The 22,382-nt window shown below is 36.3% G+C and carries 21 protein-coding genes; 12 read left to right on the forward strand and 9 right to left on the reverse strand.

Going from position 1 to position 22,382, the window contains the following annotated elements:
* Positions 1-30: 30 nt before the first annotated feature.
* Positions 31-1,500, reverse strand: a complete 1,470-nt coding sequence (locus B1B04_RS14415) for a serine hydrolase domain-containing protein (RefSeq protein ID WP_079562226.1) — start codon at positions 1,498-1,500, stop codon at positions 31-33.
* Between the two features lie 586 nt (positions 1,501-2,086).
* On the opposite strand from B1B04_RS14415, the gene B1B04_RS14425 reads away from it, so the two are divergent.
* The 4 genes from B1B04_RS14425 to B1B04_RS14440 all read left to right on the forward strand — a co-directional run bounded on the left by B1B04_RS14425 (position 2,087) and on the right by B1B04_RS14440 (position 5,571).
* Entirely contained in the window at positions 2,087-2,440 is a 354-nt protein-coding gene (locus tag B1B04_RS14425) for a YunG family protein (RefSeq protein ID WP_170938988.1), read from the forward strand.
* A 559-nt stretch (positions 2,441-2,999) separates the two neighbouring features.
* Positions 3,000-3,593, forward strand: a complete 594-nt coding sequence (locus B1B04_RS14430; RefSeq protein WP_079562135.1) for an NADPH-dependent FMN reductase — start codon at positions 3,000-3,002, stop codon at positions 3,591-3,593.
* A 416-nt stretch (positions 3,594-4,009) separates the two neighbouring features.
* Positions 4,010-4,948, forward strand: a complete 939-nt coding sequence (locus B1B04_RS14435; protein ID WP_094075108.1) for a ring-cleaving dioxygenase — start codon at positions 4,010-4,012, stop codon at positions 4,946-4,948.
* 14 nt (positions 4,949-4,962) lie between these two features.
* The gene (locus B1B04_RS14440) at positions 4,963-5,571 is read left to right on the forward strand and encodes a flavin reductase family protein (protein ID WP_094075109.1); all 609 of its coding nucleotides are present in this window, start codon (positions 4,963-4,965) and stop codon (positions 5,569-5,571) included.
* A 48-nt stretch (positions 5,572-5,619) separates the two neighbouring features.
* On the opposite strand, the gene B1B04_RS14445 is transcribed toward B1B04_RS14440, so the two are convergent.
* Both B1B04_RS14445 and B1B04_RS14450 read right to left on the reverse strand, forming a co-directional pair.
* Positions 5,620-6,555 (reverse strand): aldo/keto reductase, encoded by a 936-nt coding sequence (locus B1B04_RS14445; protein ID WP_079562138.1) that lies wholly within the window; start codon positions 6,553-6,555, stop codon positions 5,620-5,622.
* Between the two features lie 134 nt (positions 6,556-6,689).
* Positions 6,690-7,442, reverse strand: a complete 753-nt coding sequence (locus B1B04_RS14450) for an IclR family transcriptional regulator (protein WP_079562139.1) — start codon at positions 7,440-7,442, stop codon at positions 6,690-6,692.
* A 269-nt stretch (positions 7,443-7,711) separates the two neighbouring features.
* Between B1B04_RS14450 and B1B04_RS14455 the strand changes: the two genes are divergently transcribed.
* The 4 genes from B1B04_RS14455 (at position 7,712) to B1B04_RS14470 (ending at position 12,241) form a co-directional block, all read left to right on the forward strand.
* On the forward strand, positions 7,712-9,112 hold the full coding sequence (locus B1B04_RS14455) for an amino acid permease (RefSeq protein ID WP_079562140.1): 1,401 nt from the start codon (positions 7,712-7,714) through the stop codon (positions 9,110-9,112).
* A gap of 867 nt (positions 9,113-9,979) precedes the next feature.
* Positions 9,980-11,023, forward strand: a complete 1,044-nt coding sequence (locus B1B04_RS14460; protein WP_079562228.1) for an AI-2E family transporter — start codon at positions 9,980-9,982, stop codon at positions 11,021-11,023.
* 287 nt (positions 11,024-11,310) lie between these two features.
* Positions 11,311-11,574 carry a CD3324 family protein gene (locus tag B1B04_RS14465; protein WP_079562141.1) on the forward strand — a complete coding sequence of 88 codons (264 nt, stop codon included), beginning with the start codon at positions 11,311-11,313 and terminating at the stop codon, positions 11,572-11,574.
* 160 nt (positions 11,575-11,734) lie between these two features.
* The gene (locus B1B04_RS14470) at positions 11,735-12,241 is read left to right on the forward strand and encodes a GNAT family N-acetyltransferase (RefSeq protein WP_079562142.1); all 507 of its coding nucleotides are present in this window, start codon (positions 11,735-11,737) and stop codon (positions 12,239-12,241) included.
* A 160-nt stretch (positions 12,242-12,401) separates the two neighbouring features.
* Here B1B04_RS14470 and B1B04_RS14475 read toward each other — a convergent pair whose 3' ends face one another.
* Together B1B04_RS14475 and B1B04_RS14480 are read right to left on the reverse strand one after the other, a co-directional pair.
* Positions 12,402-13,745: an MATE family efflux transporter gene (locus tag B1B04_RS14475; RefSeq protein WP_079562143.1), complete on the reverse strand. Its 1,344-nt coding sequence runs from the start codon at positions 13,743-13,745 to the stop codon at positions 12,402-12,404.
* On the reverse strand, positions 13,732-14,199 hold the full coding sequence (locus B1B04_RS14480; RefSeq protein ID WP_079562144.1) for a GNAT family N-acetyltransferase: 468 nt from the start codon (positions 14,197-14,199) through the stop codon (positions 13,732-13,734). Before B1B04_RS14480 ends, B1B04_RS14475 begins: the two co-directional genes overlap by 14 nt.
* A gap of 176 nt (positions 14,200-14,375) precedes the next feature.
* Between B1B04_RS14480 and B1B04_RS14485 the strand changes: the two genes are divergently transcribed.
* Positions 14,376-15,206 (forward strand): MerR family transcriptional regulator, encoded by an 831-nt coding sequence (locus B1B04_RS14485; protein WP_079562145.1) that lies wholly within the window; start codon positions 14,376-14,378, stop codon positions 15,204-15,206.
* 57 nt (positions 15,207-15,263) lie between these two features.
* Positions 15,264-16,439 (forward strand): DUF4272 domain-containing protein, encoded by a 1,176-nt coding sequence (locus B1B04_RS14490; RefSeq protein ID WP_079562146.1) that lies wholly within the window; start codon positions 15,264-15,266, stop codon positions 16,437-16,439.
* A gap of 55 nt (positions 16,440-16,494) precedes the next feature.
* Here the strand turns inward: B1B04_RS14490 and B1B04_RS14495 are convergent, their stop codons facing one another.
* The 3 genes from B1B04_RS14495 to B1B04_RS14505 all read right to left on the reverse strand — a co-directional run bounded on the left by B1B04_RS14495 (position 16,495) and on the right by B1B04_RS14505 (position 19,321).
* On the reverse strand, positions 16,495-17,919 hold the full coding sequence (locus B1B04_RS14495; RefSeq protein ID WP_079562147.1) for an erythromycin esterase family protein: 1,425 nt from the start codon (positions 17,917-17,919) through the stop codon (positions 16,495-16,497).
* Between the two features lie 329 nt (positions 17,920-18,248).
* Positions 18,249-18,602 (reverse strand): hypothetical protein, encoded by a 354-nt coding sequence (locus B1B04_RS14500; protein ID WP_079562148.1) that lies wholly within the window; start codon positions 18,600-18,602, stop codon positions 18,249-18,251.
* A gap of 23 nt (positions 18,603-18,625) precedes the next feature.
* Positions 18,626-19,321, reverse strand: coding sequence for a DUF2225 domain-containing protein (locus B1B04_RS14505; protein ID WP_079562149.1), 696 nt, complete (start codon positions 19,319-19,321; stop codon positions 18,626-18,628).
* A gap of 749 nt (positions 19,322-20,070) precedes the next feature.
* On the opposite strand from B1B04_RS14505, the gene B1B04_RS14510 reads away from it, so the two are divergent.
* Positions 20,071-20,844 carry a Cof-type HAD-IIB family hydrolase gene (locus B1B04_RS14510; RefSeq protein ID WP_079562150.1) on the forward strand — a complete coding sequence of 258 codons (774 nt, stop codon included), beginning with the start codon at positions 20,071-20,073 and terminating at the stop codon, positions 20,842-20,844.
* A 102-nt stretch (positions 20,845-20,946) separates the two neighbouring features.
* Positions 20,947-21,552, forward strand: coding sequence for a DedA family protein (locus tag B1B04_RS14515; protein ID WP_079562151.1), 606 nt, complete (start codon positions 20,947-20,949; stop codon positions 21,550-21,552).
* 44 nt (positions 21,553-21,596) lie between these two features.
* Here the strand turns inward: B1B04_RS14515 and B1B04_RS14520 are convergent, their stop codons facing one another.
* Positions 21,597-22,334, reverse strand: coding sequence for a cyclase family protein (locus tag B1B04_RS14520; protein ID WP_079562152.1), 738 nt, complete (start codon positions 22,332-22,334; stop codon positions 21,597-21,599).
* Positions 22,335-22,382: the final 48 nt, after the last annotated feature.

A 22,382-nucleotide genomic window follows, 5' to 3' on the forward strand; every position in this document is an offset into this window, starting at 1 on the left:
ACAAGCATAACTAAAAAAGACAACTCCTATTTAAAGGAGTTGTCTTTTTTGTCGTCGTTTAAATGATATATATATAGAAAATAAGCCGTTCAATGTTAAAAGAGTAACCATCATTATAGTCAAAAATGCAATATCAGGAGCAAAATATCTAATCGTATGCCAAGGTGTTTCTATACTATAGCTTAATAATGGGATTGAGATCATGGCTAAAACCAAAAGTATGAAACCGAATATACCCAAAACGCCTCTTTTATTTACTTTTTTAGCTTTAACCTTTATTAAAAGATAAATAAACATCACAAAAAGTAAACATATTATAGCAATTGCTATGATTTGTAATGTTGGTTTATATTTAGGCGCTTCAACGGGCTCTTTCCCATTTAAAATATTGATAATCCCTTGTTTTAAGTAAAGAAGGGACTTTTCCTCTAATATATGACTTTTGTTAGTGAGAATCACACCGCCCCAATCGGTTTCTGGTAGATAAAATACTTCTGAGCGTGCGTCAGGATTTGAACCAGAATGCCATATCATTTCTTCTTTAGATTCTGGATAGGAGATTCGTACACCAAGGCCGTAATATCGAGATTTACTAGTTCGAACAAACGGTGAAATATAAAGGTTCATCGCATTTTTACTTAAAAAATTGTTTTGCTTATGTTGACTAAGTAGTCTAATATACTGCACCATATCTGTTGCACTTGCCGTTATATATCCATACGGTGCACCTCCATTATCATAGGTGACTGCACTTTTGACAGGGTGACCGAGCCATGATTGATAACCAGATAAGTATCCATTATCATAGGCCTTGCTACTATTAGCTGCTGCATTTTTCATCCCTAATGGAGAAAAAACTTGTTCCTCCATATACTCAGAAAAGGTTTGATTAGTCACTTCTTCGATGAGAGCGCCAAGAGTTGAAAAGTTAGCATTACTATACTGATGCTTTTCTCCAGGAGCAGCAGTCAGCTTAACATTCGATAAGCTTTCTACATTTTCCTTTATAGCACTCAAATCATTAGATTCTTTGTCCGATATAGATAAGCCAGAATAAGTGCTTATCCCACTTGTTTGGGTAAGCAAATGTTTAATCGTTATTTGGGAAGCGGCCTTTTTATCTTTAAGTGTAAACCATGACATATACTTTTGAACGGAATCATCTAATTGGATGGTGCCTGCATCAACCAATCTCATGATAGCTAAGCCAGTTAACGACTTACTGATAGAGCCGGTTACAAATGGAGTTTCAGCAGTTATTTTTTCTTCGGATTCTCCTGTTACGCCCCACGATTTAGAGTAAAAGATATTATTTTTATGAACGATAGCAATAGATGCTCCTGGAATTCGCTGCTCTTCCAAAAAGTTTTCAACATATTTATCTATAGTACTCTTAATGTCTTGTTCTGCTGCGGAGATTTGTGAGACTGGTAGAAATAGATTAAATGGAATTAATAATAAACAAACTAATATAGCTTTATATATGGGGGTTGTTTTCATTGTCGTTTTCACCTATTTCCTCCAAAAAAGTTTTCCTTCATAATTTCATAGCAAAGATCTTTCATCCATGTTTAGCAAAAATATACACTTCTTTATAGTATATGATAGTTGTTGTGTATACTATTCGAAAGAAATCTGTATTCTCTTTTGCTAGCTTTGGCATTGTAACTTTAAAAACACCATTTTTCGACTCATCAATAAAAGTTGGGAATAATATTTGTTAAAATGTTTGCCTTGTAAATAAAGCGATACAATCCCTTTATTCGATCTCCGTTTAAGTACACGTTATAGAGGAAATGGATACGGAGTAAAAACACTCCTTTGGTTACAAGACTATCTGTTTGGAGAAAAAGATAAGATTCGAATCGAAGGATATACGAGAATCGATAATATCGGTATGAGAAAATGCTTTACGAAAGCTGGCTTTGTGAAAGAGGGCTATTTAAGAAATGCCTGGGGAAATGCAGATGGTACTGTAACTGATAGTATCCTATATGGTGCAATAAAAGATGATTGGGCATTAGCGGAACAACTCCTATTAAGATGGATGATGTACCTTTTTAAAATAAAGTATAGGTTGAAAAGGATGATGAGAATGTATACAGAAAATGAAGTGCTAAGAGCTTTAAAAAAATCCTGGTCAATTCACTCTAGCTCAAAATGGAGTAAAGATAACCCTGCAAGAGGACATTGCGGAGTCACTACATTAGTTGTAAATGATATTCTTGGAGGCAAAATTTATAAAACATGGCTTGATGAAGGCTGGCATTTCTATAATATCCTAAATGGAGAAAGAAAGGATTTTACACAAGAACAATTTACATACAACCCCGAATATCATGATGTTCGTTCAAACAGGGAAGAGGCTTTTCAAGATACGAATGATATTCAATATAGCTATCTAAAATCGCAGGTTTATGTGTATTTAAGAAAAAGCTAGGGAGTTGAAGGCAGAAATGTTGTTTTCATAACACCTCTGCAAAGTCTCGTCTTCTTCCATGATAATTTGTCTGGTTTTCTTGATATTTTAGCAAGGTATAGTACTTTTTGATTCCAGCTTTGCGATTCATCCTGTGATAAGGAATAATTGAATTTTAGCGGAATTATTTTTTAGGGATGATAATTCATCTTTGTTCATTTCTGCATTTAGCTATTCACTAAAAGTTGGAGATGGCATATGCGATGTATAATATGTTGATTGTAGTGGAGGCTGGGCGACTCCTTGGGGATCAGCGTCACAGATGAGACCCTGCAGCGAAGCGAAGCGGCTCATCGGACGCCCCCAGGAAAGCGCCCAGCCGGAACGGAAATCAACCCCACGCTAAAGTGATGAGCCATATTATTTTTTTAATAAACAAACATGTTGACGTAAATTAACCCATCGTGTTATTATTATCTCGAATTCAAGATAACTTAATTCAAGATAAACGAATTCGAACTTTTAAATCCATATATAGAAAGTAAAGTTTAACTTTTTTCATCAGAAGGAGGTAATGATCATGGGTTTTTTAAATAAATTATTTACTTCAAAAAAAGAGGAGGAAAAAACAATGGCAGAATTAAATATCGGAATTATTATCGGATCAACACGTGAAGGTCGTGTAAGTCCACAGGTAGCACAATGGGTGAAAGAAATCGCAGATCAACGAGGCGATGCTAATTATACAGTTATTGATATTGCAGATTACAAATTACCTTTACTAGGTGAACCAGGGCAAGATGCTTCAGGCGCTCAAGCTTGGTCAGAAATTATTGCAAAACAAGATGGATTTGTATTCATCGTACAAGAGTACAATCACTCTATTACAGGTGCTCTAAAAAATGCACTAGATTATTTACGTGAAGAATGGAACAACAAAGCTGCAGGTATTGTTTCTTATGGTTCTGTAGGTGGTGCACGAGCAGCTGAACATTTACGTGGTATTATGGGTGAACTTTTAATTGCAGATGTACGTGTACATCCAGCATTGTCACTATTCACAGACTTTGAAAATGGTACTGAGTTTAAACCAAAAGAAGTGCAATCAGATTCGGTTAACCAAATGTTAGATCAATTAATTCCTTGGTCAAAAGCTTTATATACAATTCGTTAATCTGGATCAACTTACTTCAGCGAGTGTCCAAACACCCACTGAAATAGAGGAACTTAGTCTAACGCCACGTCCTGTGGCAATTTATCTGTGCGAAAGCGTAGCGACAGCAACACACGACTGAGTGACCAACATCTTGTTGCTGCCGCTACGTTAGCACTACGCTTTCGCACAAAAAACATCTGTTGGCCCAAAGCCTCCGGCGGATGTCACGGAATCGGAAAGGAGTTCTTAGGGGATGTTAGCCTATAATCATCGCATCCATGCGATAACGCTAACTGACCTGCATCCTGCAGGCCTAAGCGCAAAGCCGATTTCGGACGCAATTATGTCGAGGCATAATTGATAGATTGAGTTAGAACAGTATTGGGTAAAGTATAGGTGAGAAAATACATTTAGTCATGAAGGGGCTTGTTAACATGAAAAAACATACTGCGGGTATTCACCATATCACAGCCATTGTAGGGCATCCACAAGAAAATATTGATTTTTATGCTGGTGTACTAGGCTTGCGTTTAGTTAAACAAACAGTAAACTTCGATGATCCTGGCACATACCATCTTTACTTCGGTAACAAAGGTGGTAAACCTGGTACAATTATTACATTCTTTCCATGGGCAAATGCTTATCAAGGACGTATTGGTGATGGTCAAGTAGGCGTAACTACTTATGTTGTACCAGAAGGAGCACTACCATTTTGGATTAATCGTCTTGCGAAATTCACTATTCCATTCCAAAAAGCTGAACGCTTCGGTGAACAAGTAGTGCAATTTGATGATCCACACGGACTTCATATTGAATTGGTGGCACGTGCAGAAGGCGAATTGAATGAATGGACATTTGGTGAAGTAACTCCGGAGGTTGCCATTAAAGGATTTGGCGGTGCAACACTGTATTCAAGTCACCCAGAAGAGACAGCAAAAGTATTAACTGAAGTTATGGGTCTTGAAAAAGTAGCAACAGAAGGCGAGTATACTCGTTACAAATCCAGCGCAGATATTGGCAATACAGTAGATTTAAAAGTTGTTCCTGGTGTGCGTGGTCAAATGGGCGTTGGGACAGTTCATCATATTGCTTGGAGAGCACAGGATAATGTAGATCACCTAGAATGGCAAGAGTATGTAATGAATCATGGACAACATGTAACCGAAGTGAAAGATCGTAATTATTTTAATGCGATTTATTTCCGTGAACCTGGTGAGATTTTATTTGAAATTGCGACAGACCCACCTGGATTCGCTCATGATGAGACACCTGAGACAATGGGTAGCCAATTAATGTTGCCATCTCAATACGAACAGCATCGTGAACAATTGGAAAGAACATTAATTCCAATCGAAGTGCGTGCACTAGATTAAAGGAGATGGGACGTTTGATTTCAATTGATCCTAAGAAAAATACAGAGCGTGAGAATTATAAGTTATTGATTGGCAGTATTATTCCGAGACCGATTGCCTTTGTTACGACAAAGTCAGAGCAAGGGGTCATCAATGGCGCACCTTTTAGTTTTTTTAATATCGTGTCTTCCAATCCGCCGATGATTTCTCTAGCTGTTCAAAGACCAAATGGGCGTTTAAAAGATACCGCTCGCCATATTCATCATCAGCAACAATTTGTTGTGCATATTGTAGATGAGGATAATGTGAAGCAGGTGAATGAAACAGCCGCGTCCTTACCTGTGACTGAAAGTGAAATTGATCGAGCACAATTTACATTAATCGATAGCCAATTGATATCTATACCAGGCATTCAAGAGGCGAAAGTTCGAATGGAATGCCGTTTAGTACAGTCGATTCCTTTAATGAATGGTGACGAACAGACAGGTGATTTGTTTATTGGTGAAGTCGTACAATATCATATAGATGAGACCATTTATAATGAAGGACGAATTGATCCAAGAAAACTAAAAGCAGTTAGCAGACTTGCCGGCTCAAATTACGCAAAAATTGGAGATATATTTGAGATAGAACGTCCTGATTAAAATAAAATGCGAAAATGTTGGTATAACAGCATTCTCGCATTTTTTTGTTTATATTAAAACTTTTCCTATATTCACTATATCTTCGTTTGTTAATAGGACATCCGTTGCTTTCACATTGTTAGCCACTTGGTTTTTATGTTTCCCGCCCGGGATAACTGCATCAACGCCATCTTGAGCTAATAACCAAGCAAGCGCTAAATTTGGTAATGTCGTTTGCTTTTCCTCTGCAATTCCTTTTAATGCTTCTACTTTTACTAATGTTTGTTCAAATGATTTGCCTTGGAATAAAGGGTCTGAAGTTCGCCAGTCACCTTTACCTAGCTTAAAGTCTTTTGTATACTTTCCGCCAAGTAGGCCATATGCAAGTGGACCGTAAGGAATAAATGAAATTTCATTTTTTATACAGTATGGCAATAAATCCTGTTCTCCTGAACGATTTAACATATTGTAAGGGGATTGTAGGACAGAAATATCATTATGCACATTTGCCTCTATAAGCTGTTCTAATGTTACGTTTGAAATGCCTATTGCTCGGATCTTTCCTTCTTCTTTTAAGCGTGACAATTCACCAATCGACTCCGCAAGAGGAGTTTCGTTATCCGGGAAGTGTAGGTAGTAAAGATCTACGTAATCCATTTGTAGCCGTTTCAAGCTATTTTCAAGTGCCCCACGTAGATATTGCGGATGATTATCTGTTTTTACTGAACCATCCTCAAACCAATGTCTACCTCCTTTTGTTGCTAAAACGAACTCATCCCTGGAGTAATTTTTTAATACTTCGCCAACAAGTTCTTCTGAACGCCCTTTTCCGTAAATGTCTGCTGTATCAATAAAAGTTATCCCTAAGTCAAGTGCAGCTGAGACTAGTTCCTGCCCATCTTGTTCATTTAAGTTTTCAAATAAGTTATGCCCACCTACAGCATTCGTCCCAAGACCAATTTCGGAAATCTTGATATTTGTTTTTTTCAAAGTATGAAATTTCATATTCCTACCTCCTCGTTGTTCTGTAATCAGAATAGAGTAAAAAAGAATATTTTACCAATATGCATCGTTATCGTTTCATATATAGAAACAAGTGCATTTTAATTGCAAAAAAGGACCAATCAAAGGTCTTAACATTATGCTAAAAGATAATGTATTTCTTCCGTCAACTGCTGACTTGCCTCGCCTAACTTTTTTGCAAACGACCGAATGGCAGTTTTCTTAATTTGATTCGTCGAACCGTGGACAGCAATTGCCCCGATGACTTCTTCATTCACATAAATAGGAACGGCAATACAACATTTACCTTCATACGTTTCTTCATTATCAACAGCATATCCTTGAGCTCTAATGACCTGTAAATGAGGAATCAATAAACCATAATCATAGAAGGTTTTTGTTGTAAAGGTATTAAGTTCAATACTATTTAATAGTTCACGTTGTTTTTTAGGTGACAGATGAGCTAATACTACTTTTCCTAGCGCGCTTGAGTGCATAGGTGTCCGAGTATCGATCGCATGAAAAGTAGGCTGTTCAAAAGGCTCACTAATCACATTTTTTATTACCATCTCACAATCTTCCAAAATACCAATATAAGTAGTTATTTCTTCTTGGCGGGCTAAATGGTATGGCGCTACGAGAGACGCCCATTGGATATCTTTGTGCCAATATAAGTGCTCATCCCTAAAAATATGAGGGTTTAATTGATAATACTTATTATATTTAAGAACATAATTCATTTTTTCTAGCGTATAAAGCATGCGAAAAACGGACGTCTTATTCATTGATAATTCTTCCATAATTTCAGTTAATGTAAGAGAATGCTTCTGACGTAATATATCTAAAATCAAAAGGCCCTTTTTTAATGTCGATACTTCATAGGAATCCATTTTGTCCTCTCCTTGCTTCTAGATAGCTTGTACAATATCATCTTTACTATTTATTTACTAGGTTGGATCGTTCATTCATTCCAGTAAAATAGTATTACAAAGTTTGATATAAAAGAATGCATCGATTAACTCGTTTTCTAGTAAAAGATAAATTGCTATAATAATCTAATTGTTGACTCGATTTAAAAATATATATAATATACTGATTATTAGTAAAAATGCATAAAAATGATATTTATTAGCTGTTTATTGGAAATGGAGTGGTTATTATGGCGAATTTTTTTCGAAGGAAGTCAATTGAGCAGGCCAATAAAATAACTGAAGTCGAACGTTTTAAACTAAAGCGTGAATTAGGGTCGTTGCAGTTATTGCTGTATGTACTAGGGGCTACAATAGGAGCTGGAATTTTTGTACTGCCAGGAACTACAGCTGCTCTTCATGCAGGCCCAGGTGTCGTTGTTTCTTTCTTAATTGGGGGTCTTGTAACAATCGCAGTCGGATTAGCCTATGTCGAATTCGCAGCGATGGCGCCCGTCGCAGGTAGCGCTTACACCTATTCTTATATAGCGCTAGGTGAAATTATTGCCTGGATGATCGGTTGGGACTTATTACTGGAATTCATCGTTATTTCTAGCACGGTCGCAGTCGGTTGGAGTGGTTACGTCGATTCATTTTTACAATCTGTCGGTATTCACTTACCGGGAGCCTTAACAAAAGATATTGCTCATGGTGGGGTTGTCAATCTACCTGCTGTGGTAGGTTGGCTTATTGTAGCTTGGATTGCTATGAGCGGGATTAAAAATGTTGGTCGATCAAATATGTTATTTACAATGGCAAAAGTCGGCGCGATTGTTTTATTCCTTGCTATCGGGGCTTTTCACATTAACCCTATAAACTGGACACCATTTACACCGTTTGGCTGGTCAGGTGTAATGGCAGGGGCGGCATTAGTGTTCTTCGCCTTTACTGGATTTGATGGTGTAACAACTGTTATGGAAGAAGTAAAAAATCCACAAAAAACAATACCAAAAGCTTTAATTGGTGGTCTGAGTGTATTAACGCTTATTTATGCATTAGTTGCGCTAGTATTAACAGGTATTGTACCATTCCCTCAATTGGATGTCCCAAATCCTACAGTGTTTGCACTACAATCTGTTGGTATTCAATGGGGCGGTGCTATCATCGCAGTATCAGTTATTTTTGGATTGCTTGCTACGATGATTGCAAATACAACTAGTGCGACGCGCGTGTTGTTTGCAATGAGTCGTGATGGGCTTCTGCCAGAACGTATTGCACAAACAAATAAAAAAACAGGGGTACCTGTATTATCAACTTTAATTGTAGTTGGAACAGGTATTCTCTTATCAGGATTTTTATCAATCGGGGAATTAGCGGAATTTGCTAACATCGGAGGTTTAACTGCTTTTGCTTTAACAACAGTTAGTGTCGTTGTTCTTCGTTATACACGACCAGATCAACCGCGTATATTCAAAGTACCTGCGTTATGGCTTGTAGCAACTGTAGGGGTTGGAGGATGTATTGTATTAATATTTAGTCTGCCACTATTTACTATAGTACGCTTTATGATTTGGTTAGCGATAGGTTTAGTCATTTACATAGGCTATGGATATAAGCACGCTAAAATGGGCTCTGATAATGAAAATCTATAAATGAGATAAACACCTCTTTAGCTCTAAAGAGGTGTTTTTTTAACTAAATTTAATGCAGGATCTGGCGCACATCCTTGTGAATAACAACATAGTATAAGTTAAACTCCCTTATATGCCCATGCGTCGATTTCGCAGAAGGCATAGCCAAGAAAGTCGTTTATAATTTTTTGCTTTTCTTGTGCCGTATTAATTTCCCCAAACAAATAAAAAGACTATCTTCGTTATATCTTGAAGTTCCATATGTGCACTTTCAAGACTCTTCCGGTACAATCCCATCTTGTCCAGAGATTTTAAGGACTCGTTACTGCAACTTGATGTTCATAAGGAGCAATTGGTTATGAATATCCTTCGAGGTTTATGGAACTTTCACAAAATCCATCTTTTCTATTATTTTCAGTTTAAAATTTTAATAAGAATATCATACTGAAACTAAGGAGCAATACTAAAATCTGTTCTTGATTAATAGGAATGAATGCTATTATGCCAGAGCATAATTGATTCCCTTCATAAAAGAAGTTACATTGGCTATGATGGTGTTCAAAGGGTTATAATAGAATAATAGAATTAAGGCTTATAACGCTGATACAGCTTTCAATAAAGTACAAAAGTATGTTCATTAATTTACAATTTGATAAGACATATAATTCTTTTCGCTCCATGGATTTAGTTATTTCTTATAAGACTTATAAAGCGGCATGCAGTAAGTCTTTTTCTAAGTGATGATGGGAATAATAATCCAAAGAAGGGGGCATATACATAAGAATGATACGTAATGTTTTACATCAATTTATTAATTGCTTATGTTCATTTGATAGCGAAACCCAGGCAGTAAAGGCAGCGAAGCCGTTTTGTAGAAGGAGTGAATACATGAGTAATTTCTTTCGAAGCCACGGATTTAAACGTTTTATAATTCTTGTTGGGATCGCTATTGCACTATATTTGATGCGAAGTATGATCAATCTTATTCTTCTCACGTTCATTATTACTTACTTGATGAATCAACTGACTACGAAGACAACAAAAAAGATTAGAAAATACACACCAATGAACGAAAAGGCTGTGACAGTTACCCTTTATCTTTTACTTGTCGCAGGTATTGTTGCAATTATCTACAAGTATTTGCCTGTCGTAACCCAACAAATTACACAGCTCTTTGACCTCATTGCTAGCTTTAGTCTCGATCCAGATGATAACGAGATTGCAAGGTATTTAGCTCCAACCTTCGAGAAGATTGAACTAGGTAAATATTTAGAGCAGGGTGTAGACCTCACACTAAAAAATCTCACGAATATTGGTAAAATTATTTTGCACATATTCATCGCACTAATTTTAAGCTTGTTTATTTTACTTGAGAAGAAGCGGATTATAGATTTTACAGCGAAATTTAAAGATAGTAAAATGAGCTACCTGTACGATGAACTACATTATTTCTCGAAGATCTTCATTCGTTCTTTCGGTAAAGTTATTGAGGCGCAGTTCATTATTGCCGCTGTTAACTGTGTTTTATCTGTTATTGCTTTATACATTATGGGCTTCCCGCATTTAATTGCACTGGGAATTATGCTCTTTATACTAGGATTAGTGCCAGTTGCAGGGGTTATCATGTCCTTGATTCCTCTCACTATAATTGCATATAGTATCGGTGGACCAATGTACATTGTTTATATTTTGGTGATCGTTATGGTACTACATGCTATGGAGGCATACTTCTTAAATCCAAAGCTGATGTCTGCCAAGACAAATCTTCCAATTTTCTATACATTCATCGTCATCCTCTTCTCAGAGCATTTCCTTGGTGTATGGGGATTAATTATTGGTATTCCATTATTCATGTTCCTTCTCGATATTCTAGGGGTTACGTCCTCGGAGGATGAACGGCAAAAAATAATGGAAACACAAGTGGACCAATAAATTGTATAAAGTTTCGGAAAAGGAATCAGTGTATCTGATTCCTTTTTGTTTTATTAATTGAAAATATATACATATGATAAAATGAACAATGACACAATTTAGGGGGGGATAGATGTGAGTAATTATGTTAAGTTCCTAGATACGGAAGCAGCCCATGCAAAGCCTAATTTTGATAGGGCAATACTTTGCATGGGGTGAATTTCAATATTTGCCCTGAAGTATTTCTTATAAAATTAGCTTTGCTACCTTATTTTATTCATTTCAAAATAAATGAGGGGTTGGCATAATTGGCTTATAAGAAGGCTTCAGCTATATTACCGGAAGAACTTTTAGTAGAAATCCAAAAATACGTTCAAGGTGAAACGATTTATATTCCTAAAATAGAAAACACGTATTTAGAGTGGGGTGCTCGTTCAGGCTCAAAGAAATATATTGAGAATAGGAATAAGTCTATAAAAGAAGCGTTTACAAATGGAGCTTCTATTGAACAATTATCTAAGGAATATCATTTAGCTGTAGAAACGATTAAAAAAATTATATATACAAAGTAATTTATTGAAGCACTAGCACCTGATATGTTAGTGCTTTTTGTATGTCTAGTACGTTTCTTAATCGAACTAGGCATATTCTTTCCGCTAGAAATCTTGTTCAATATAGTTAAAGGGGGAGGTTGATTTATGATTACAGGGCAAAGTAGTATTTTTAAGACCAATTACTGAAGAAGATGTAGATAGTATCTATGAGTGTTTTCAAGATGAAGAAATTATGTATATGACAGGTATACGTAACATTTTAACGAAGGATCAAATTAGAGAGGCTTTGAGTCGATTTAGCGAAGATTCTACACGCCGTGATTTTGCTATTTGCTTAGTAGAAAATAGCCGAGTTATTGGTGATTTAGCTATTATGGAAATAGACTTAGACAATAAAAAGGCAATATTTCGCATAGCTTTACATAGGATAGAGGATTGTGGCAAGGGATATGGGGCTGAAGCGGTTCAGCTTGTTCAAAAATTTTCGTTCGAGGAGCTTCAGCTTAATCGCTTAGAGTTACAAGTATACTCCCATAATATTCGGGCAATAAAATCGTACGAAAAGGTAGGCTTCAAAAAGGAAGGAGCTTTAAGGCAATCCTTATATATGAACGGTAAGTATTCAGATGAAATTATTATGAGTATTTTACGTGATGAATATATGGAATTAAATAAGAGCTATTAGAATAGGTCAATGGTTTGGCGGTATTCTGCTAGCGGTTGATGGAGGAACAATCATGGCCTTCAAATGCCTTGTAGATAGTTAATTCTTTTATTTAGGAAAACAATAAAAAACAGCTAACCCCCTTTCAATTGAAAGAGGGTTAACTTCTTTTATTGTGCATTTAAGAACTTGTTACTGAAAAAATTGTATGCGTTTTTTTCTTCATAAATATAAAAATTAGCAATGCGGTAATACCTTCTGCGACAGGGAACGTCCACCAAATAGCTTGTGGGCCAAAGAATTTAGGCAATAGTACGAGAGCAGGGATAAATAATAGAATACTGCGAAGTAACATGATGGTTGTTGCAAGACGTATTTTTTCAATTGACTGGAAGAATTCCGCAAATACCATGTTCACTCCAAGGAATGCATACCCAATTGCAAAATGTATAAAGCCTTGTGTAGCCATATTACGAATGTCAAATGTGCTATCACCAAATAATGCAATTAGCTGGGAAGGGAATAACATAGCAATAATGACAGTCGTTAAACCTATAATAAATGCAGTGGCAATACCTATTTTCAATAATGCTGTTAATCGGTCAATCAACCTCGCACCGTGGTGATAACTAACTAGTGGCTGTAAGGCCATACCGATGCCAAGGAATACTGTTAAAAGTACAGTATGAATATAGTTAACCATTGCATAAGCAGTAACGCCGTCTGAGCCTAAATAATGTAAAAATGTAACATTGTATAAAATAACCATTACAGCGACGGAGGCTTCAACGATAAAGCTTGGTAGACCAATAGCGAATATTTTCTTTAAATCAGATGTGCTGAAAAATGTACGAACAAATTTTAATTCGGATTGCTTGCGGAAGAAGTGTAGGCATAGAACCGACATACCGATTATTGTGGAGATTGCTGTAGCTAGGGCACAGCCAGTTACGCCGTAATTGAGTACGAAAATAAAGATGTAGTTTAAAATAATGTTTAACACAGAAGTAGTGATTAAGCCCATCATCGCAAGCTTTGGATTGCCATCATTTCGAATAAAAATACTTAATAAGTTTTCAATTGTATAGAACACACCGAAAATCAAAATAACATGTAGATACTCTTGAACATAAGGGAAGGTGGCGTCACTTGCCCCAAATATATAGGAGATTTCCTTTAAATTTAATAAAAGGATTAGAATCAGTGTCATGACGACAACGATCATTGTTGTAAATGCTAATGTAAAGAGCTGATGTGCTCGTTTTTTATTGCCTTCACCGAGGGAAATTGAAAATAGTGTTGCTCCACCCATACCAATCCAAAGGGAAATGGATAGTAAAATCGAGAAAATTGGTACGGCGATATTTACTCCTGCTAAAGCGGCTGGTCCAACTCCATGACTAACGAAAATACCATCTACTAAAATATTGACTGACATCAGCAACATACCAATCATAGCTGGGAATAAATATGATAAAAACAAGGGCCTGAGCGGCCTTGTTTCAATTGGATTAATGGTAGTCATGAGCATATACCTCCTTTACCATCACCTTTTCACCTTTAGTATCTAGCTCACCGTTAAAGACGAAGCCAAACTTTTTATATAATTGAATAGCTACTGTATTGTTGTCATAAACGCTTAAATATATATTTTGACAGCTGTATTTAGCTACTAAATATTGAATAAGCTGCTGTAAAAAGTATTTTCCCAATCCTTTGTGCTGGTAGCGCTCATCAATGAAATAGCGATCTAACCAAACACGTTGTGAATTGTCTGTTTGTGGGAACATGCCATACATAGCGAAGCCGACTGCATGATCTTCCTTATACAATCCTACAGGGATAAAGCGTTTATCTTCCTTTGCCTCTGCTAAGCATTGTTCTGTACTTTCAATAAAATCTTGCTGATTATCAGCAATGCGTAGTGCTAATACTTCCTCTTTGTTTAAAGCTGTAATGTCACGAATTTCCGTGAACATAATTTCAAAACCTTTCTATTTTTAATTTCTTTCAGCAGATGTCACGGAAATCGGAAAGGGATCTTTATGCAAGCACAAACCGATCCCGGACTCAATTATGCACTGGCATAATTAATTGTGAATAGCTACAATCTAATGTATATAGTTACTATATAGTCAAGGAGGGGATTTTAAAAATGTTTAATAAAAATGTAAAATATTTTACAACTGGTGAGTTTGCTAAAATATGCAAGGTTAATAAACAAACGTTAATTTACTACGACCAAATTGGTTTATTATCACCAATTATGAAAGATAGTAAAGACTACCGTTATTATTCTGTTGCACAATATGAATTTTTTAGTGTGATCGAGCTATTAAAGGCGGTCGGCATGTCTTTAAAAGATATTCAAAAATATATGGCCGAAAAATCACCTGAAAATTTTTTAGACTTGATGTATCAGCAAAAGGAAATTGTAGCGAAAAAACGCCGGGAGCTGGAGATGATTGAAAGCATTATTGATGTCAAAATTGATTTAACAAAAGAGGCTTTACACCTTGATTTTGATAGCATTACGATTGAACATCTGCCAGAGGCAACGTTGTATTTAAGCAAGAATATTGAGGATTCGACGGAAGAACAGTTTACGAAGGCTGTTTCAGACTTTATAGATGAATTAGATCGCTCGCAATTAGACACAGGCTATCCTATTGGAGGAATTACAAGAAGAGAGCAAATATTAGCCGGAAACTATGATAACTATAGTTACTTGTATATAGAGCAGCCGCATCCACGAGAAGGCCATCCTTATTTCGAAGCGATTGAAGGGGATTTTATTGTTGGATACCATGTAGGAACGTCCACTACATTGGGTGAATCATATGAGCGATTATTTAAGGTCATGCGGGAAAAGGGCTTTGAACTAGGGCAATACGTATATGAGGAATATATTTATGACGCCGTTATTAAAAATCGTGAAGAGGATTATGTAACGAAAATTATGATAGAAATTAAAAAGGGTTGTTGATCCGTAGTATGTAATTTAGGTACAAAAAATAGTTGGTGAATAAAAGGGGAGAGAAGAATGAACTATTTTACAATATTTGCATCTAAGAACAACATTGATGATATTGAGTTTAAAATTTCAGATGTTTTTGCAAAAGGTTTTGCCATTGGTAAAAATGAAAACGAGTATTTATTAAAGTCTAAGGCGCTGTTTAAAAAACATAAATTAATCATTAGAGTCATGTCTGAAGATACGAATCCAAACTACTTCGTTAATAATATTTCTGGGATGATGGGGTTTTACGATAACATTCCTTTTGAAGATGATCATTTAAAAGAATTAGTGTTGACTCAAATAGCCGTTTTAAATACAGTGATTGCGATTGAATCAGAAAAAGAGATACATGAAGACCAGATGCTGTTATTTACGGAACTGCTATCAAAAATAGGGGGGATTGGCTTTTTACCGAATGGCACTTTGTTAGCCGATGAAGGAGCGGTTATTGTTTATCCTGACGGGCAATCAGGACCGTCCAATTTCAGACCCCATGCGTGTACACGCAAGGTTATGGGACAAGAGGTGACATCAGAAGAAGGCGAGCAAAGAAAAAATAAAACGATAGCCTATTTAAAAGAAAAAGCTATTCTATATACAGCTTCCCTTCCTCAACTCCCAGCAATAGAGGCTTGTCAGTTTAAAACCAAAGAAGACATTGCTAGAAGAGCAGTAGCTCTGTTAATTGTCATTCAATTTGCTTGTGATGTGGCACAAGGCGGAAATGTGGAAGAATCGCGAGACTTTTTCATCAATATGTTACGCACATATAAAGTGGAAAACTATCTAACTGAAAATGAAAGAGACTTTTTACAAGCTTCAGAACCAGATGTGCAAAAAGCCATTAATATTTCATGGCAATACGAGGCTTATTGGGCACTTATTTGGGCACTTGGCTTTGTTGAAGAACTCGATTTTCCTGATGAAGTATGCGATTGCGAGTATGCCATTCAAGTTGTTTCTAACTGTGAAACGTTTGAACAACTTTATCTTCAAGCTGTCATGCGTAGTCAGGAAGAGATTTTAGATGAAGCCGACAAAATTTACAGATATCATTGGGCTTGTGTAGATAGTCGTATACAAGAACGACCAGCTCCTGCGGGGATGAATGAAAGTATCGTTATGGAAAGACGTAGGGGCTTGTTCTGGATAATAGGGCATCGCAATGAAGACTGGGATACAATTTCAATGGATACTTAAACATAAAGAAAAATAGCAAACTAGTAGGTTGAGCTAGTTTGCTATTTTAACAATATTATTTAATATAATTAGGCTTACTTACCTTATCAATCAGAAGAAGGCCATCATATTGATCCCGCGGAACAAGACTTTCCTGAATCATTCCCCAGCTATACGATAAACGTGGTTCAAACATCCATGAGTTTCCTCGTTCATTTTGACGGTTTCGCATGTCGATAAATGTGTACGGTTTATTTGATGACGAAAGAATATCCTCGACAGATCCCTTTATAGGAGGTAAAACGGTCATAGGTTCACCCATATTGTTTGCTGTTTCGCCACTAGCCATATAAAGGCCAAGTACATAGCTATATTTCTTGTAGATATCTGGTAGACGCTCACCCATTAACTTTACCGGGTAAGGAGAACCCATTACTTCGGATTGTGCTTTACGAATATGGTCATTATGCGCCCAGACGATAAACTTTTCAGTCGGATAAATCTCCTCTGCCAACCAAAGTAGGTTTTCCATCATTGCTTGGTCACGCCATTCCATTGTCTTATAAAAAGACTCAGGGTTATATTTTTCTAGATCAATATTTGATTGAATTGATAGTTCTACATATTCGTCTGCTAAACGGATACGGTCAGCCAAAGTACGTTCCATAAGTTTTACAATATGTGGCTCGCTAGGATAAGCTGCTTGTAACTCTTTTTCTTTAAGCTGTACTTGTGATTTTACTTGTTTATACACGTCGATAATGCTAGGTTTCGCCTCTTGGTAGCCTTTTAAATCCTTACCGAAGCTCCAATCAGCAAGTTGCTTCTCTACTTCACTGAACTGTTTCGCAAGCTGACTATTTTGTAGCCAGTCACCGTTCGTAAATGCATTTTGCTGTTGAATATCAAAGCCTGCTAATTTTAAAGGTTTATCTGTTTTCTGTGTTTTTTTAGCATATTCAAATAACGGTAGTGTTTCTTTTGTCCACCATACACCAAAAATAGAATCCTTCATCGTTTGTTTCACTGTTTGTTTGTCGATTTGCCCCTGAGCATTCATGGCATTCCCCATACCACTTTCGAAGGCTAGGACATTGTAGCCCATTTCTTGGTGTAAAAATTGAATTAAACGTGTTTTTGCTAGGTTAAATTCTGCTGCGCCATGTGAACTTTCCCCTAAAAAAACGATGCGCTTATCATGGAGTAAAGGCTTTAGCATCTCTAAATCTTCAAATTTATTAGATGGAATGTTTTGTTGAATAATAGCTTCAGGCTGAATGGACGTTAAACTGTAAGCATGGTCGTTTGTCCACTTTTTCCACTCTTGAAGTGTTTCATTAGATGTGCGAGCTACCTTAACTTCTAATTTATTTTCGAAAGCTACGCGTTCTTCTATCACCGGAACTGCTGCCGATGCATTTGAAACTCCGTTGAACGCTACAAAACTTGTTAGCGCGATACTTAATGATAATAAAACCTTACGTTTCTTACCTTTTGTCACTCTCTATCAGTCCTTCGTTATATGTTAAGGCTAATTATAGATAGTGAAGTTTAAAGTAAAAGGGGAGTTTGTTTAAATTTTGTTTAAATTTGGTCTAATTACATGATTAAGGTTCATCACCAAAAGTAGTGGGTGAAATTTTTAAAAAAACATTTTATATTAGTTGATCTTCGTTCCGGCTGGCCGACTCCTCGGGGCGTCAGCGACAAAGCGCCCAGCCGGAACGGAAATCAACCACACGTTAGGGTGATGAGCCATTATTAAAGTTATTTGAGCGAAGACAGTAAAAAAACATCTCCAAAGTGTAAGTACACTGTAGAGATGTAATTTTATTTATAGTGATACGTGCTAGCTCTAGGATGATTCCGTTGTATTTGATTGAACCATGCACGATCCTTTTCCTCTTGTTTTAATGTACTAACGATTGTTGATGAGCAACTAACACAGATTTTTGCCTGAGTAATTTGTCCACAGCGTTCACAAGGCGCCCCTAAATTAGGGAAAATCGATTTTTTTAACTTTCCTGCTTTTACCCATTTATAGAGTAGGTCTGATGAAACCCCAGTCACTGCAACTACCTCATCGTTCGTTAAATAGCGATTATTTTTTCTTAGTAAAAAATGATGCAATTCCGAAAAAATATCTTCTTCTCTCACATCAATCCTATTAGTAAATAGCAACATATTTATTACTCTCCTCGTTTACATTAATTGATGACTTCTCCTATATTGTCATTTACGTTGTTAGGTTGATCGTCGTATTTATAGTTTTCCCAACGATTTCGTGCTAGTTTTCGATATTTATTGGAAACATGTCGATCTGCAATTAATCGAGAGAATCCTTTTTTCGCCTCAGCAATATCTCCAAGTCGAAGGCTTAATTCTGCATGTAAATATTGAATTCTCTCTCCGCCCTCTTGATTGGATGCAAAAGATTTACTGTAAAAGTCTCTTGCTGCAAAGAGGTAGCGCATTTCCGATTCATGATCATTTTTTAAGCGATATAGCCAGGCTATTTTTAGTGCGAAATTGGCCATAAGAAGTGACTCTTCCATTGATGCTCTTGATACAAGATAGGCTAATTTAAGGCTTACAATGGCATCATCAATCGTACGTTCCTTGCAAATATCCATTGGTTTTTGTAGCTCTTTAATGTACAGCTCATCTATAAGAAGCATGAAAGGTCCATACGTTCTTGTCATAGTTTTGTGATAAGCGTAGCCACAATGCGGACAAACGGCAACCTCATACAATAACGGGTTTAAACCTTCATAAACTGGCATGAAGTCTGTTTGTTCCTCGATAATTTTATATCGATTAGGGCGAACTTTATATGTAGTAAAATGCTTTTTGCAAAACTTACAATCCACACTACTTTCATAGTAATAAATATTAAATGCCATAAGAATCAACTCCTTTCCACCCAAATAATTTTATGTAGAAGACTCCTACCTCTGATGGTAGTAAGAGGGATGTGAATATATTTCTTTTGTTCTATTTATATGAAGGGCAATGTCGTTCAATATATTTAATTTAGTTTCTCTTATTTTAACAATTCTATGTTCTTTGGTATACTCCTTTAGAATTATTAAAATAAAAATGTTCAATGCTTTTTTAGTTGTTTGAAATACCGATACGTACCCGTAATAGTATTTATCGGTGTTGCTGAAGTAAATTTACATGTTCGTTTTAGTTTGTCGAAATACGTACAAATGTTTAAATAAATAACTACTTATTTTTTTATTATAAAGTCGTTTGTGCAGGTTAAAATACCTATATTGTGTTTTGGGATAAAGATGCTTCCTCTCAATTATTAACGTAAAATTACAAGTATGCTGGATAGGGAATATAGGATTATGATTGACGGTAAAGAGGAGCCAATTAACGCTCGCCTGTAGTGGAAATGAGTGTCTTTAAATTAGATTCATCATCAAAATTGCGGATGACATTTATAAGGTAATCTTCGTTCCGGCTGGGCAAATCCTTGGGCAGCAACGAAGCGGCTCATCGGACGCCCCCAGGAAGCTCTACTCTGTGCGAAAGCGTAGCGGCAGCAGCAAAGCGCCCTGCCGAACGGAAATCATCCCCCAAGCTTTGGTGTTATTCCTCTGCTAGATTTACATCTAGTATGTAAAATGAAAAGGAGCAAACGATGGATTATAAAATTGTATTCTTTGATGTAGATGGAACGCTTGTTAATTATGAAGATGGTCGTATGCAAGAACGTACAAGGACCGCTATTCAACAATTAAAGGATAAAGGAATTCATATTGTAGCTGCTACAGGAAGACCTTTATCAATGTGCCAGGATTTAAGGAATGTAGGAATAGAGACGTTTATTACAGCTAATGGTGCATATGTTAAGCACCAAGATCAAGTCATACATAAAATACCGATTGCCAAAGAAGTAGTCCAAGTAGTGAAGGCTTTTGCTGATGAAAATAAACAAAGTCTATCGTTTTTTACAGAAACATTATCAATGAATAACGTTCAAGAAGAAGAGACATTAAAAGCTATGAAAGAAACATTATCTTTGCGAGAGTTTCCCGTTATCAATGAAGATATTGGAACGAAAGAAGTGTATTTAATGTGTTTATATGGTGATGAGGATGTTGAGAAAAAGTATACCTCCACATTTCCTCATTTATTATTTAAAAGGTGGCATCCTAACATAACAAATGTTTTGCAGCATGATGTTTCTAAGTCTATTGCTGTTCAAGCTGTACTAGAATATTTCGACTTGAGTCCTGATGAAGCACTTGCTTTTGGGGATGGAGATAATGATATCGATATGCTAGAGCAGGTCGGCTTCGGTATTGCAATGGGTAACGGTAGTGAAGCATTAAAAAATATCGCTAATTTTGTAACAAAGAAATCAACTGAAGATGGTATTGATTATGCTCTTCGTGAGCTAGGAATCATTTAATGGAAAAAACTGTATTGAATTCATAACACTCATAATGTTGTCTCCATTGAGTTATGATAAAGCTAACTATAAAAATTATTATGCTTTAGGTGGGATGGATTTATGGCGCAGCATGTGCAATCTCTTATTGAACATTATGGATATTTTGGCATCATTCTTGTCCTAATTGGGGGGATTGTCGGGCTGCCACTTCCTGATGAATTATTTTTGACATATGTAGGGTATAGCGTTTATCGAGAAACGCTTGCACATATTCCTGCTTTAATCAGCGCTATCGTAGGTGCGGTAGGAGGAATTACTTTGAGCTACTATATAGGCTATAGATTCGGGCTACCTTTATTGCAAAAATACGGTTCGAAAATTCATATTACTGAGCAGAAAATTGATTTTACTAAAGAGTTATTTGCAAAAATAGGGCCGGGATTATTATTAATAGGATATTTTATTCCTGGTGTGCGCCATCTTACAGCATATATTGCCGCTATTAATAATTATCCTTATAAAAAATTTGCTTTCTTTGCGTATACGGGAGCAGTTATATGGACATTTACGTTTATTACTTTAGGTAATGTACTAGGTGAGAAATGGCATTATGTTGAGGCATATTTATCCCGTTACAGCATTTATCTTATAGTATTGTTTATAATAATTATGCTGATCGTTTATGTTGTTTTTAAAAAAAGGAATCTCACTAATATAAATGATTAAGAAAGGTCTGGTTCAATATTTATTGAATCAGACCTGTTGCTATATTAAGGCAATATAGCAAATGAACGAACAGGGAATCCAGATGCTTTTTCAGGCTTCGGCACAATATTGAATATAACGGCGCCTTTTGGAGGTAGCTTATCCAAATTTGTCATAAGCTCAATTTGATAAGTATCTTGCTCAAGCACAAAATATTCGCCGTCTAACTTACCGTTTTTACGAAAATCTGTTGCTGAATCCGTATCAAAAGTTTCGTGGCCGATTGCACTTACTTTTCGTTCGTTGAATAAAAATTGCAAAGCTTCTAATCCCCAGCCAGGAATATGATTATTGCCATCGGTATCTTTATTGCTGAAAGCCTCTTTATCTGGCCAACGTTTACTCCAATCTGTACGCAGCGCAACAAAGGTACCTTCTTCAATTTCTCCATATTCAGCTTCAAAGTTAAGAATATCTTGAACGCTTAACGTGTAGTCGTTGTTAATTTCAGCTTCCTTCGATTTATCAATAACGATTAGTGGGAGTACTAGTTCTTTTAGCTCCAATTCCTCTAAATAGCGTGTTTCTTGCACGAAATGGATAGGTGGGTCGATATGTGTTCCGTATTGTCCAGGGAAAGAGAATTGTTGTGCAAAGAATCCATCATCATGTGAAAATAATGTTTCAAATTTTGCATCATCAAACATAAAGAAATGAGGAGAGTTTGGACCGAATGTATGTGTTAAATCAACCCATTCTTTTGATTTCAATAATTTTATTGCTTGTAAAAGTTCGTTTGCCATACTATTTCCCTGCTTTCTGTGCATATTTTGGGTGCGATTCTTTGCGTA

The organism is Lysinibacillus sp. KCTC 33748 (assembly GCF_002237755.1).
In the GTDB taxonomy this organism is placed as follows: domain Bacteria; phylum Bacillota; class Bacilli; order Bacillales_A; family Planococcaceae; genus Lysinibacillus.